The organism is Ensifer adhaerens, assembly GCF_028993555.1.
Taxonomy (GTDB): Bacteria; Pseudomonadota; Alphaproteobacteria; order Rhizobiales; family Rhizobiaceae; genus Ensifer; species Ensifer adhaerens_I.
In genome coordinates this window covers 3,386,142-3,400,000 of record NZ_CP118610.1, presented here as the reverse complement: position 1 = coordinate 3,400,000, position 13,859 = coordinate 3,386,142, and the positions used below count along the sequence as shown (strand labels likewise).

Annotated in this window: 8 protein-coding genes, 1 tRNA gene and 2 rRNA genes (1 of these 11 only partly in view); 6 read left to right on the top strand and 5 right to left on the bottom strand. The window is 59.7% G+C overall.

The window, feature by feature from the left end:
- The 4 genes from PWG15_RS16530 to PWG15_RS16515 form a co-directional block, all read left to right on the top strand.
- Positions 1-2,236 (top strand): 23S ribosomal RNA (locus tag PWG15_RS16530) (it extends 561 nt beyond the left edge of the window).
- 133 nt (positions 2,237-2,369) lie between these two features.
- Positions 2,370-2,484, top strand: a 5S ribosomal RNA gene (gene rrf / locus PWG15_RS16525).
- A gap of 286 nt (positions 2,485-2,770) precedes the next feature.
- A tRNA-Met gene (locus tag PWG15_RS16520) sits at positions 2,771-2,847 on the top strand.
- Positions 2,848-3,429: 582 nt separating this feature from the next.
- Positions 3,430-3,594 (top strand): hypothetical protein, encoded by a 165-nt coding sequence (locus PWG15_RS16515; RefSeq protein ID WP_275021615.1) that lies wholly within the window; start codon positions 3,430-3,432, stop codon positions 3,592-3,594.
- Positions 3,595-3,851: 257 nt separating this feature from the next.
- Here PWG15_RS16515 and PWG15_RS16510 read toward each other — a convergent pair whose 3' ends face one another.
- Both PWG15_RS16510 and PWG15_RS16505 read right to left on the bottom strand, forming a co-directional pair.
- Positions 3,852-4,832: a DUF2950 domain-containing protein gene (locus PWG15_RS16510; protein ID WP_275021614.1), complete on the bottom strand. Its 981-nt coding sequence runs from the start codon at positions 4,830-4,832 to the stop codon at positions 3,852-3,854.
- A gap of 21 nt (positions 4,833-4,853) precedes the next feature.
- Positions 4,854-6,257 (bottom strand): DUF3300 domain-containing protein, encoded by a 1,404-nt coding sequence (locus PWG15_RS16505; protein WP_275021613.1) that lies wholly within the window; start codon positions 6,255-6,257, stop codon positions 4,854-4,856.
- A gap of 322 nt (positions 6,258-6,579) precedes the next feature.
- Here PWG15_RS16505 and PWG15_RS16500 point away from each other — a divergent pair, with 322 nt between their 5' ends.
- A complete protein-coding gene (locus PWG15_RS16500) occupies positions 6,580-7,716 on the top strand; it encodes an AI-2E family transporter (RefSeq protein WP_275021612.1) in 1,137 nt (378 codons plus the stop codon).
- Positions 7,717-7,727: 11 nt separating this feature from the next.
- On the opposite strand, the gene PWG15_RS16495 is transcribed toward PWG15_RS16500, so the two are convergent.
- A complete protein-coding gene (locus tag PWG15_RS16495; protein WP_275021611.1) occupies positions 7,728-9,494 on the bottom strand; it encodes a hypothetical protein in 1,767 nt (588 codons plus the stop codon).
- A gap of 246 nt (positions 9,495-9,740) precedes the next feature.
- Entirely contained in the window at positions 9,741-11,738 is a 1,998-nt protein-coding gene (locus tag PWG15_RS16490) for a putative bifunctional diguanylate cyclase/phosphodiesterase (protein ID WP_275021610.1), read from the bottom strand.
- Positions 11,739-12,050: 312 nt separating this feature from the next.
- Here PWG15_RS16490 and PWG15_RS16485 point away from each other — a divergent pair, with 312 nt between their 5' ends.
- Positions 12,051-13,094 carry a class I SAM-dependent methyltransferase gene (locus PWG15_RS16485; protein WP_275021609.1) on the top strand — a complete coding sequence of 348 codons (1,044 nt, stop codon included), beginning with the start codon at positions 12,051-12,053 and terminating at the stop codon, positions 13,092-13,094.
- A gap of 102 nt (positions 13,095-13,196) precedes the next feature.
- Here the strand turns inward: PWG15_RS16485 and PWG15_RS16480 are convergent, their stop codons facing one another.
- Positions 13,197-13,796 carry a TetR/AcrR family transcriptional regulator gene (locus tag PWG15_RS16480; protein WP_275021608.1) on the bottom strand — a complete coding sequence of 200 codons (600 nt, stop codon included), beginning with the start codon at positions 13,794-13,796 and terminating at the stop codon, positions 13,197-13,199.
- Positions 13,797-13,859: the final 63 nt, after the last annotated feature.

Genomic DNA, 13,859 nt, shown 5'->3' with positions numbered 1-13,859 from the left:
CCTACAAACAGTTGGAGCCCGCAAGGGTGACAGCGTACCTTTTGTATAATGGGTCAACGACTTAGTGTGACGAGCAAGCTTAAGCCGATAGGTGAAGGCGCAGCGAAAGCGAGTCTGAACAGGGCGTTCAGTTCGTCGCATTAGACCCGAAACCGAGTGATCTAGCCATGAGCAGGTTGAAGGTTGGGTAACACCAACTGGAGGACCGAACCCGCATCTGTTGCAATAGATTGGGATGACTTGTGGTTAGGGGTGAAAGGCCAATCAAACTCGGAAATAGCTGGTTCTCCGCGAAATCTATTTAGGTAGAGCGTCGACCGAATACCCTCGGGGGTAGAGCACTGGATGGGCTATGGGGACTCACCGTCTTACTGATCCTAACCAAACTCCGAATACCGAGGAGTACTAGTCGGCAGACACACGGCGGGTGCTAACGTCCGTCGTGAAAAGGGCAACAACCCTGACCTCCAGCTAAGGTCCCCAAGTCATGGCTAAGTGGGAAAGGATGTGAGGATCCCAAAACAACCAGGATGTTGGCTTAGAAGCAGCCATCATTTAAAGAAAGCGTAACAGCTCACTGGTCTAAATAAGGGTCTTTGCGCCGAAAATGTAACGGGGCTAAAGCCATGCACCGAAGCTGAGGATACGTCGCAAGACGTGTGGTAGCGGAGCGTTCCGTAAGCCTGTGAAGGGATACCCGTGAGGGGTCCTGGAGGTATCGGAAGTGCGAATGTTGACATGAGTAACGATAAAGAGGGTGAGAGACCCTCTCGCCGAAAGACCAAGGGTTCCTGCTTAAAGTTAATCTGAGCAGGGTTAGCCGGCCCCTAAGACGAGGCGGACACGCGTAGTCGATGGGAACCACGTTAATATTCGTGGGCCTGGTGGTAGTGACGGATCGCTTAACTTGTTCGGACTTATTGGATTGTCCGGGCGGGGACGCGGTTCCAGGAAATAGCTCCACCATTATAGACCGTACCCGAAACCGACACAGGTGGTCAGGTAGAGTATACCAAGGCGCTTGAGAGAACTATGCTGAAGGAACTCGGCAAATTGCACGCGTAACTTCGGAAGAAGCGTGACCCCAATGGACGCAAGTCTTTTGGGGTGGCACAGACCAGGGGGTAGCGACTGTTTATCAAAAACACAGGGCTCTGCGAAGTCGCAAGACGACGTATAGGGTCTGACGCCTGCCCGGTGCTGGAAGGTTAAGAGGAGGGGTGCAAGCTCTGAATCGAAGCCCCAGTAAACGGCGGCCGTAACTATAACGGTCCTAAGGTAGCGAAATTCCTTGTCGGGTAAGTTCCGACCTGCACGAATGGCGTAACGACTTCCCCGCTGTCTCCAGCATAGACTCAGTGAAATTGAATTCCCCGTGAAGATGCGGGGTTCCTGCGGTCAGACGGAAAGACCCCGTGCACCTTTACTATAGCTTTACACTGGCATTCGTGTCGGCATGTGTAGGATAGGTGGTAGGCTTTGAAGCAGGGACGCCAGTTCTTGTGGAGCCATCCTTGAAATACCACCCTTATCGTCATGGATGTCTAACCGCGGTCCGTCATCCGGATCCGGGACAGTGTATGGTGGGTAGTTTGACTGGGGCGGTCGCCTCCGAAAGAGTAACGGAGGCGCGCGATGGTGGGCTCAGACCGGTCGGAAATCGGTCGTCGAGTGCAATGGCATAAGCCCGCCTGACTGCGAGACTGACAAGTCGAGCAGAGACGAAAGTCGGTCATAGTGATCCGGTGGTCCCGCGTGGAAGGGCCATCGCTCAACGGATAAAAGGTACGCCGGGGATAACAGGCTGATGACCCCCAAGAGTCCATATCGACGGGGTTGTTTGGCACCTCGATGTCGGCTCATCGCATCCTGGGGCTGGAGCAGGTCCCAAGGGTTTGGCTGTTCGCCAATTAAAGCGGTACGTGAGCTGGGTTCAGAACGTCGTGAGACAGTTCGGTCCCTATCTGCCGTGGGTGTAGGAATATTGACAGGATCTGTCCCTAGTACGAGAGGACCGGGATGGACATATCTCTGGTGGACCTGTTGTCCTGCCAAGGGCATAGCAGGGTAGCTATATATGGAATGGATAACCGCTGAAGGCATCTAAGCGGGAAACCAACCTGAAAACGAGTATTCCCTTGAGAACCGTGGAAGACGACCACGTTGATAGGCTGGGTGTGGAAGTGCGGCAACGCATGAAGCTTACCAGTACTAATCGTTCGATTGGCTTGATCGTTCCCATTGCTCATGCTCATCACTAGATGTGCATCACAAGACGTGTTCAAAGACAAAACGAGTTCGCAAAACGAACTCACCAGCTTCTCATCCGGTTTGCGCTTAAGCTAAGCGCAAATCTTGCGCTTTGCCGACCTGGTGGTTCTGGCGGGGTGGCTGCACCCGTTCCCATTCCGAACACGGCCGTGAAACGCCCCAGCGCCGATGGTACTTCGTCTTAAGACGCGGGAGAGTAGGTCGCTGCCAGGTCTGCAAATCGCAAGACAAATCCGGAAATCAAACGATCATCTTCTCTTCATCCCTCGGCCCAGCCGAACACGGGCCGCCCTCAAGCGGCCCTTTTGTTTTGCTAGACCGAGACAAACAACGGGATTTTGCTTCGCAAAACCCGGTAAGTGCCTTCCTTACGCGAGACAAATTGCTTCGCAATTTGCTCGGCAGAGACCATAAATCCCTTCGGGATTTACATTACCGCGACAAATCCCATAGGGATTTGCGCTGACCGGATAAACCGCTTCGCGGTTTACCTAGATGGCGCGGGGTGGAGCAGCCCGGTAGCTCGTCAGGCTCATAACCTGAAGGCCGCAGGTTCAAATCCTGCCCCCGCAACCAAATCAAACAAAAAGCCCGCCAGACAAAAACGTCCGCGGGCTTTTTGACGTTAAAGCACATGCTCAAGGGCTCGCGCCGCCGGGCGACCGGCAACGCCGCCCCAAGTTCAGGCGACGGCGGCCGACCCTGTCCGATCTGCGCCGCCCCACCGGCGCAACCCGTTGAGCACGGCTCAATGCTCAAGAGGGACATGACAGTCCGCACCCGTACCAACGCCCCGGCGCACAACAGAACGCCCAAACTCGATCCGACGTATCTGGTTTCCGCCGCAATCCCGTTTTCCCGCAACGACCCTGCGCCTGGCCTTGATCTACGCGGCCGCGGAGTTGCTGATCAGCAGTCCGATCTGGCTCACGATCGGTGACAACCCGCTCAAGCCTTTCCTTGGCAAGCTTGTCCTTGAAGCGGTCTTTGTCGCTCTGGCCATTCTATTTGCGCATCTGCTCAGCCGCATGAGAAGGCAGCGCTACGCCACGCAAATTTTCGCGTGTCTGGTGCTTTCTCTGGTCAGTTCGCTCGCCATGTCCCTCATGGACTACTACCTCTATACGCTGATCATGTCGCCCGTCGTCGTTCAACATCATGGATTACGGCTATGCGGTCTGTTACCGCATGTCGATCTTCTTTGGCTGGTCGTTCCTCTTCGTGGCGCTGCTCCACATGGACGTCCGCGATAGGGACTTGAAGCTGATCGCCTCCCGCGAAGAGGCGCTGGCGGCGCAGATGCGCGCCCTGCAAGGCGGGTGAGGGCCTCGGCATTGGCCTTGCCAATGTCGCTCATCGCGTCAGGACTCATTTTCCGGAAGGTGCATCATTGACCGCCGGTCATGTCGGACCCACGCGCTATCGCGTTTCGCTACACATGCCGCTGAGAGTTGCAGAGGCTGACGCATAGTTGGCCGAAGCCGTCAGAGAACCTCGGCAACCGGTGTGGCCGATACGTTTGCCATTTCCAGGCCGGATCGGAAATCCGGCCCGACGAGATCCTCAACTGAAACTGCCGCTCAATCGGGCACCACGTCCCATTTGTCATCGGGATCGAAACGATCGATGAAGGGCACGATCTGTTCGGTGCTCGGCCCGAGGTCACGTTCGTAGACGATCCCCTGCTGGTTGACGACGAAGGTCTTGACTCCGGTCTCGGCGTAAGTGACCGGCCAGGCGATCAAGGCGAAACCGCCGATCATGTTGCCGTTGATGACATAGTCATATTGGCCGCCGGCAATGTTATCGCCTTGCGACGTCAGGATGCGGAAACGGTAGCCGAAATAGCCTTGGCCGGCCTTTGCCTTTTCCAGCGCTGCCTCGTTGATTGAGTCGCCGACCGGGCTCTCGCCGTCGCCCTGATCGGCCGGCCAGTAGAGCCCGTCCGTCTGGCCAGGCGTGCTGATCAGCTTCTGGGCGTATTCGAGCACGCCATCGGCGTCGCGGTCCTGCGAGGCGTATTCCTTTTGCGCATCGACATAGGCCTGTACCGTGTCGATCGCCTGGAGCTCGTTCTCGCCGACGCGACGGTTGATGATCTCCTCAAGCCCGACATAGGTGTCGAAAGCCCACTTTCCGTCCTCGCCCTTGGTGAGCGGGAAGGGCAGCGGCCAGAGCCGATCGCCGAGCTGGATGATCTTGCGTCCTTCGAGATCGCGCACGACGACGTTGCGAGCGGCACCTTCGCGAATGAGCGCGAAGGTATCCATCACCCCTTCACCGGCCTTCAGCTTCTCCGCATTGAGTCCCAGAAGCTTCGCCAGACCGTCGAAATCGTTGGCGGCGAGCCTTGCCTTGAATTCGTCGACCGCCTTGGCTGGATCATCGAAAACAGGCGGATCCTCGTCGGCTGCAAAGGCATCGAGGCCTGCAGGCATTTGATCCGTTGGCGCCTGATCCGCCGCAGTCTGTGTCTGCGAGAAAGAAGCGTTGAGTGGCACGGCGGCCAACGTGAGGGCGATCGCCGTTCCGAGGAGAAACGGATGAAAGAGCTTTGCCATGGTCGTTCTCCTATGATCCGTTCAACGTCTGCGTCCGCCGCCGCCGCGACCACCGCCGCCGCCGCCGCGACCACCGCCGCCGCCACGGTGCATTTGCGGCCTGCCGCCACCGCGGCTCATCTGTGGCCGTCCCCCGCCGCGCTGGCCGCCGCCCATGCTCTGACCGCCGCGGCGTGACGAGTTGATTTCGCGCCGCCCGGGATTGACGTTGCCAAGGCCGGACGGTTTGTTCGGCCGGTTCTGCGCCTTGGCGGCCATCTTCTTCTTGCCGCCCTGACGGTTGGCCTGAGAGGGGTTTTTGCCCGCAGGACGATTGATGCTCGGCTTGCCGTCTCCGGCCCGCGCGTTCGCGAGCGCCTGCCCGCCCCCGGCCCCGCCCGGTCGGGCAGCCGGCCTCTGCTGGGCCTTCAGCCCATCAAGCGTGCTCTTGCGCACGTCCCTGATCTGACCGCCGCCGCCACCGCCGGGCCGCGCGTTCGGCCGATCGCGGTTGATCTCGGCGGCGCGGTTGCGCAGGTTGTTGTTGCCGTTCGCCTTGATGTTGTTCTTGATGCTGTTTCGGTCGAAATGCTGAAGCTGGTCGCGGTCGAAGTTGATCTTGCTGCGATCGACATTCTTCCAGTCGACGTCGTTCCACTTCACCTTACCGTTGATATTGTTGAAGCAGTTGTTGCAGTCGATGTCCATGTCGCCGCCGTTCCAGCGGCCACCCCAGACGCCCCAATCGTCCCAGTCGACGATCGCGGCGAAGGCAGCTCCGGTTACCGCGCCGGCGAAGAAGGCTGCTCCGGGATACCAATAGGCCGGATAGGATTCGTCATAGTAGCCGATCGGCGCCGGTGCATAGTCAGGCTCGTACAGCATCTCCGGCGGATACTGCGGCACGTAGATCGTTTCGGGGTTGGCAGCCTGGATGATGACATTATCGCCTTCCTGGACCACCTTCACCTTGTCGTCGCTCTTGATGATGTTCTTGGCGACGGCCTCGTCACGCAATTGCTGTATCGCGATCAGCACATCCTTCTGCTGATTGGCGATCGCATCGCCGAAGGACTGAGTCCATTCGAGGTCTTCGCTCATCATCTTGACGATCTGGGGATAGTTGAGAAGTGAGATGACGCTGCCGTCCCAATCGTCTTTCGGCTTCATGTCGGGTTTCTTCGCACGGGCCTCCAGGAACCGTTCCGCCTCGACGATCTGCAGAGGATAGAGCGCGGCAGCGGAAATAAGCGCCACCAGTTCGTCAGGATAGAGCGCGATGCGGGCGACCAGAACTTCGAGTTCGTCGTCGCTGAGCGGTTCCGGCGCTGTCTGCTGTTCAGCGGCCGGCGCACTCGCCGTCTGCTGGGCCATGACGGCCGTGATCGGTGTTGAAACCAGTATCGTCACTGCGCTGCCGAGCGCGATGATCGTTTTCCGGATCATCTATCCAGCCTCCCTTTGTTGGCTGAGGCGCGCGGGCGCTTGCATAAGCGCGCGTGACAGCCCCCTGTCGACGCTTTCGCTGCAACCAGAGCTTGATCCAGTCGCGGCTCATATTTCTACTTTCGTCTGTCACAGGTATCTCTAGAGGAGGCTAGCCGATGGGGAAGCCCGAATGACGTATGCTACTGTATATTACTGCCTATCGGCCATCGCCGGCGTACAGTCCGAATGACTGTTGCACGAGGGAAGGTATGCTGAGTGGCTGGGTCGCGGGGGCAGATAGCGGCGCATCGATTTGCCACATCAAGGGTGAGGGGCGAGCATGGTTGATGATCCTTCCCGAACGGGCGCGGTCCGCGAGGGAGCGGACGGTCCTCCGTCCTTCGAGGCGAAGATCACCGACATCGCCAGGATCGGCATCGTCGGGCTCTTTGCCTATTGGGCGCTGACGCTGATTGCGCCATTCGCCATCATTCTCATCTGGGCGGCCATTCTTGCCGTGGCGCTCTACCCGGCCTATGCCCGACTTGGCCGCCTTCTCGGCTCGCGGCGATTGGCTTCATTTCTCATCACGCTGACCTGTCTGGCCGTCATCGTCGCGCCATTGACGGCGATTGCGTTCAGCTTTGCCGAAGGGCTTCAGGCGCTGCTTGCCAAACTTGCCGACGGTTCTCTGAGGGTACCAGTCCCGCCGGAATTTGTGCGCGACTGGCCGATCATCGGTGAACGGGTTCATGCCGCCTGGAGCATGGCATCGGATAACCTTGAGGCTCTCTTGAGCAAGCTCGAACCTTCGCTCGTCCAGGCGGGCAGCAAGGCGCTCGGCAAGATTGCGAGCATCGGCGCCGAGGTGTTGAGCTTCGTGGTGTCCGTCCTGGTGGCCGGCTTTCTGTTCGGCTCCGGCGAACGACTGGCGGAGATGGCGCAACGCTTCTCCGGCAGGATCGGCGGCGACAGGGGCATCGGCTTCCTGCGTCTGGCGGCAGCGACGATCCGCAACGTGGCACGCGGTGTCATCGGCGTCGCCTTGCTGCAGGCCTTTCTCTGCGCCTTGGTGCTCGGCCTGTTCCATGTTCCGGCGCCGGGTGCGATCGCATTCGTCGTGCTTGTTCTCTGCATCATCCAGATCGGGCCCGCGCTGGTCCTGCTTCCGGTGATCATCTGGGCCTGGATGACGATGGATTTCGGCCCGGCGCTGCTCATGACAATTCTGTTGGTCCCGCTCTTTGTCATCGACAATGTGATGAAGCCGATCCTGGTGGCTCGCGGACTTTCGACGCCGACGCTGGTCATCCTGCTCGGGGTGCTCGGCGGCACGCTTTCCTACGGGCTGATCGGCCTCTTCCTCGGCCCGATCGTTCTCAGTGTGGTTCACGATCTGCTGATGGTCTGGATGCAGGGGGGCACTGTTCGGGAAAAACCTCAAGCCGACGCATCGCAAACGCCGCGCCCGGTTTGATCGCGCATCGGTCAGTGGATCGAACTGTCGGTGCGTGCCTGTTCGAATTCGGTTTCGAGGACCGGTACGCCCGCCTTGCGCAAGCCGTCAAGAAGCTGTTGCCGATCCTGCGGACGACGCAGCCTCAAAGTGACCTCCTGAGGGACACCTTCAAGCAGGCCCGGCAGGTTGGTTTCGATCCACTTTCTTTCTTCCTGCGCCTCAGCGCCTTTGCCGAGCTTGCCCAGCGTGGCGAGAAGCATGACGCGGGAGAATGGGTGGCTGCGAAGATCGGCCATGCGCGACCATCGCTCGGCTGTGACATAGTCGCCCCCGAAATAGGAGCAGACCGAGAGTGCTGCTTCGAAGTAGCGGACGGGCCCAATGTTGCGGGCGACGCTTTGCTCCAGGAGTTTGCAGCCGGAATCCCATTGGCCTGAAAGCGCCAGCCGGAACCCGTACTCACCAGCAAGCTCTGCGTCGTTGGGATTGATCGCAAGTGCGCGCGCGCCGACGGCCAGGGCAGCATCGACATCGCCGCGGAAGAACAGGGCAAGCATTCGCGCCTCAAGTGCGCGCACGTCCTGAGGATCCAGTTCCACGGCACGGGCCGCCGCTTCGGTTGCCTGCTCCAGCTCTGTTGAGGTGGAACGATCGAGGCGATCCTGGAAGGCGTCGACATAGGACATCGACAGCAGGGCCCAGGCGGTCGCGTAGGTTGGAACCTGTTGCGTCGCCTGTTGCAGACATTCCTGCACCCCGGCATGGCCTTGCGCGCCGACGTCCCCGCGATGACCGTAATAGCTCAAGGTGCAGGCATAAGCCTGCCAGTCATCGGGAACCGATCGTTTGAATGCAGTGAGACTTGCCTGGAAAATGGCACCATAGGGCTGTGCCACGGCACCAGCCACAGTCGCGGCCGCCGTTACCTGCAGGTCGATTGTCTGTCCGGTTCCAAGGCGCTCGTCATAGGTGTTCGCCCACACCACCGATCCATCTGACCGCTGGATGAGTCTTGCCACGAGCCGAAGTCTTTCTCCGTCGAACCGGACCCGACCCTCCAGGGCAAAGGCTGGCCCACCCTGCAGCGACGCATCGGACCCTTCCCGGGTGGTGACGGTGATCTCCTTGAACTTGGCGATGTTGCCAACGACCTCGTCAGTGAGCCCGCGGGCCATCATCGCCGATTGTGAGGTTCCTGACAGGTCTTCAAAGGGTGTGACGACGAGCCTCGGGATTGTTGGCTGCAGGCGGACGATCGACTTGTCTTCCTGGTGGAGAAGCAGCGCCCCGGCTGTCAGGCCACTGCAGACGCAGACAACGGTGACCGCCGCGAGCCAGGTTCCTCGGCCGGCGCGTAGAGCGGCCGGTTTTTGTGCGGAACTTTCGCTGGTTTCCGTAGGTGACGGCAGCCACGCATCGATGCGCCGTTCGAAGGTTGGTACGTAGGCGCCCTTGGGTATGCTGATGACGATCGGGTCGGTTCGTCCGGCAACGAGATAATAGCGTTCGAGCGCCCGGCGAATGCGGCCCGCTTCGATCCGCACCGCCGGATCTGTCTGCGGGTCGAAAGAGGAATCCCGGCCGAAAACCTCGGTTGCGATCGAATAGGCCTTTATGCGATCGCCCCGGCCCGCAATCGTTTCCTCGATGACATAGGTCAGGAATTTGCGGTCACGCTCCGGCGCATCGAACTCGGCGCTGCAGCGAATTCGATCGAGCTGCGCCAGAACTTCCGCGTCGGTGGGTGGAGCAACTGCCGGCCCTGCCCGGCTGTCCTGCCGACTTTCCATGGTCATGCGCGCTCCCATGGTTACAATGTGGGATTGTATCCGGCGGCACTGTAAACTCCGGTATCCTACGTCTCCACCCGGTCGAAGCGCAATACGTATTCGCGGGCTATGTTAAGGTTGTGCTTCGGCGGTAGCGCGCCATTGCGTTTCCTGATCGAGCGCGTAGCTGCTTTCAGAGCAGCAGACGTTTCGCCGACGCAACACGGCTGAAAGGCCCTGTTGCTGATGGTCCGCGAGACGAGACGGTGTCGGTTAGGATCGGGCGCTGTTTCGCAGTGGCATACGGGGCTTGTCCGGCGGCGTGCGGAAAGTCTCTGCCGGTGCAGGGCGGCCGACGTGGAAGCCCTGGACCTGGTCGATCCGGAAGCGCCGCATCAGCGCCAGTTGCTCGTCGGTCTCGACGCCTTCGATCAGGATCTTGTGGCCGCGGTTTCGCACCAGCCCGATGATGTCCTGCAGCATGGCGCGCCCCTTGGGGGTATTGCAATCGTGCAGGAACGAACGGTCGACCTTCACGGTATCGAAATCGATCAGGCGCAGCCAGGAGAGTCCGGCAAAGCCCGTACCGAAGTCATCCAGCCATATCCTGATGCCCAGCGTTTCGAGGTCGCTGATGCAGCGCAGGATGCCCGAATGCATCTCCATTTCGAGCCCTTCGGTGATCTCGAAGGCAAGACGGCTGCCGGCCACGCCGGTCTCGCCAAGGATCGCGGCGACCGAGGTGGCAAAACCCGGGGTCTTCAGCTGGATCGGCGAGACGTTGACGCTGACGAGCGGGATATGGTTGTCGACGAGCAGCTCGTGGCAGACGGTCTTGATCGCCCAGCGGCCGAGGTCGAGAATGGCGCCGGTTCGCTCGGCAACCGGAATGAAAAGGCTCGGCGGAACCGACGTGCCGTCCAGCATCGTCAGCCGCATCAGGGCCTCCACGGCCTCAACCTCACCGGTCATCACGTTCCTGATCGGCTGGTAGACGAGCGACACCAGGTTCTGATCGACCGCGATCTTCAGAAGCGCGGCAATGTTCTCGCTTTCGTCGCTGCTTTGCGGGTCGTTCGGGTCGAACAGCTTCGCGCAGTTTCGGCCGCTGGCCTTGGCGGCATAGAGCGCACGGTCGGCCTCGTGGATGATCTTTTCGAGCTTGGCCCCGGTCTGATTGCGCGTGAAGGCGGCGCCGACGCTGACGGTGACGATGGAGACGCCGTCGCGGCGCTGCTCATGCACCAGCCGCATGTTCTCGACAGTACGGCAGATGACCTCGGCGAGCTCGGCTGCCTCATCCAGAGTGTCCAGGCGGGCAAGAACGATGAACTCCTCGCCGCCATAGCGGCCGAGCGATCCGTTGTAGTCCTTGATCGCCTCGCCAAGCGCATTTGCGACCAGCACCAGGCAGCGATCGCCTTCCTGATGGCCATAGCAGTCATTGTACTTCTTGAAGAAATCAACGTCGATCAGCATGGCGGCGAAGTTCTTTCCGAGCTTCTGCCAATCGTTCCAATAGTCGCGCAGCTGCTGGTCGATGGCACGGCGGTTGTCCAGGCCGGTCAGGGGGTCGGTGTTGGATAGCCGCAGGAGCGCCATGCCGCGTTCCGAGGCCTCGTTCTGCTGGATCTTCGCCTCGAAGGCGTTGAGGAAAACCTTGTAGCGCTCGCGGTTGAGCTTCCAGTTTACATAGGAGGTGAAGACGAAACAGGAGACGTAAAAGGTCCCGAAGGCGATCAGAAAGGCAGGGTCGTGCGCGGAAAAGAACGACAGAGCGATGAAGAACGTCGTCAACACGATCCCGGAGGCGACGACCGAGAGGCGGAAACGGAAGCTGAAGAAGAGATTGGCGCCCATCATGAAGATCGCGCCGAAGATCATGTAGTAGGACATGCTGCCGATGTCGGCCGTCATCATCGCAGGCACGAGCCAGCCGATGTAGCCGAAGACCAGTGCGCCGGCGCAGGTGCCGTCGAGCCACTTGGTTCGGGCCTTGATGCGATACAGGATCTCGAAGGTCAAAAGTGCGCCAATGCCGACGACGAGGCGCGCCAGAACTGTATAGAAGGCGACATCGGGGATCAGCAGCATGTCGGTCGCGAAAAACATCAGATAGACGGCAACCGCGACCCAGAGGCCCTGTCTCGTCGCCGCACGCCGGCCAGCCTCGCCCTCCATTCGATAGAGTGTCTGAAGCTCAGCCAGATGCGGCCTGTGCGGCTGCTTGTGTAGGTCGATGTCAACTACGTCGGCCAACGTGTGCTTCATGCACTGATCCATCGCGCTGCGTCACGGTCAACGGAAACGGTCGTCGCTTTTCCATCAATGGACGTTGTTTCGGACACTCCATGCTTGCCACCCGCTTTAAGCCTGCAACAAGGGCGAGTGGCGCGGGGTGGGATGATAGGAGGTGTCCATTAAGTTTTGTTAAATTAAAGGGCTGGAACGCCTAGGATTAGGCGTAACCCAAAGGGAGGAAGCACGAGAATTTACCTTATTATATACAAAAACTTGCAAACCGAGCCGTAATGCGCGCATCTTCGCGACCATTGTTAACAAAGCATTAACGGATGGTCTCGCGTGCGCCAATTTCAAACGGTTTTCGACGGTCAAAGCCTCATTACTCCCAAGGCGATGGCCGATGAGTTCGTTTCGCCGAGGGGCGAGCGGCACGACGAACAGCTCTCGATCGGCAAGGCCGAGCTCGCAGTGATTCTCAGAATTGCTCAGGAGCAGTTCCTGCAGGGAACGCACCCGGCGAAGATTATCGACCGGCTTGCAACTGCCCTCCATGAAACCCGGGCCAAGTTCCACCCGAACGTTTGGCAGGAGCTGATACCGATCGCCCAGGCGCACCCGGTGTCGGAGTACTTCCTCCAGGACCCGTTCACCCGATGGTCCTTCGATAAGCCCCGGGGATACTCCGGCGACGCGCAATTGCTCGACTTCATCTACGGCCATGCAAGCGTCGCCAAGGAGATCGAGCGGGCATCGCCCACCGGGCGAGCGCTCTACGACTACACCAAGGACGCATCCTCCTCGGTAGCGGTGCGCGAGCGTCGCGACCTCCTGACCCGTCACGTCGACGAGATCGCGGCCAGCCGCGGTTCCCAGGCGGAAATTCTCACGATTGCCGCTGGCCACCTGCGCGAAGCCAATCGCTCGGTGGCGCTTGAGGAGCATCGGATCAAGCGCTGGGTGGCGCTCGATCAGGATCCGCTCAGCGTCGGTTCAATCAGCCGCGACTTCACTGGCACCTGCATCGAAGCCGTTGACGGCTCCGTGCGCAGCCTGCTTGGCCGTGATCAGAAGCTCGGCAAGTTCGACTTCATCTATGCTGCCGGCCTCTACGACTACCTTGCCGACAAGGTGGCCATAAAGCTGACCCATCGCTGCCTGCAGATGCTGAAGCCGAACGGTGTCTTCCTGTTTGCCAATTTTGCCCAGGATATCGGCGTCGACGGCTACATGGAGACCTTCATGAACTGGGCACTTCTGCTGCGCTCGGAGGCGGACATGTGGAACATCATCCACAAGAGCGCGGGCAAGGCCGCCATCGATGCGCGTGTGCAGTTCGGCGCCAACCGCAACATCGTCTACGGCATCATCCAGAAGCATTCCTGATATTGCTTCCGTCTCGAAGGATCCGCCGGCGAAAGTCGGCGGTTCTGAAAACAACGACCGCGGCGGGAGAATGCTTGCTGCGGTCATTCCGTTCGCAAGGCCTCAGCCCTGAGGACGCAGAAACCGGGTGAGGAGAAGCCGCAGCATTGCGCCCTCGTTCTTCGGCTTGAAACCGGGGTCTACTGCCACCCGGCTGAAGATGCCGTCGATGATCGCGGCGATCCATCGGGCAGCACCGTCTGAATCCACGGTCCGATCGATCTGATCTCGGCTTGCCGCACCCCGCAGCAGCGCCGCAAGCGCTCCCTGAAGCTCTGCGTCATTGGCGGCGGCGAGCGTACCGATCCGCTCGTCACGCATCGCTTCTGCGGCGATTTCGAGCGCCAGGCTCGAATAGATCGGATCGTCTGCGAGCTCGAGAATGGTGTCCATGAAACCGAGCAGGGCGGCGAAGAGGTCTTCGGCTTCACCCAATTTTCGGAAGATCTCCGCCGTTTCTTGACGTTCTTCCTCCACGATCGCCGCGATAATGGTGTGCTTGGTCGGAAAATAATGGAAAAGATTGCCCGGGCTCATGCCTGCCTCGGCACAGATTTCGGCAGTCGACGTGCCGTGGAATCCCTTGCGCGCAAAACAGGTGATTGCTGCATCGAGGATCTGTCGACGTTTGGCGGCGTGTTTCTCGGGATCGACCTTGCGCATCGCCAATTCTCCTTGCAGGGCATTCTCATTATTAGAGCGAGCACTCTAATTTCGCGGGGCGGT

What these genes read in the sequence shown, in the direction of transcription:
- PWG15_RS16495 (WP_275021611.1), bottom strand. Translation starts at nt 9,494, where the DNA reads ATGACCATGGAAAGTCGGCAGGACAGCCGGGCAGGGCCGGCAGTTGCT.
- PWG15_RS16505 (WP_275021613.1), bottom strand. Translation starts at nt 6,257, where the DNA reads ATGATCCGGAAAACGATCATCGCGCTCGGCAGCGCAGTGACGATACTG.
- PWG15_RS16490 (WP_275021610.1), bottom strand. Translation starts at nt 11,738, where the DNA reads ATGAAGCACACGTTGGCCGACGTAGTTGACATCGACCTACACAAGCAG.
- PWG15_RS16500 (WP_275021612.1), top strand. Translation starts at nt 6,580, where the DNA reads ATGGTTGATGATCCTTCCCGAACGGGCGCGGTCCGCGAGGGAGCGGAC.
- PWG15_RS16480 (WP_275021608.1), bottom strand. Translation starts at nt 13,796, where the DNA reads ATGCGCAAGGTCGATCCCGAGAAACACGCCGCCAAACGTCGACAGATC.
- PWG15_RS16515 (WP_275021615.1), top strand. Translation starts at nt 3,430, where the DNA reads ATGGATTACGGCTATGCGGTCTGTTACCGCATGTCGATCTTCTTTGGC.
- PWG15_RS16510 (WP_275021614.1), bottom strand. Translation starts at nt 4,832, where the DNA reads ATGGCAAAGCTCTTTCATCCGTTTCTCCTCGGAACGGCGATCGCCCTC.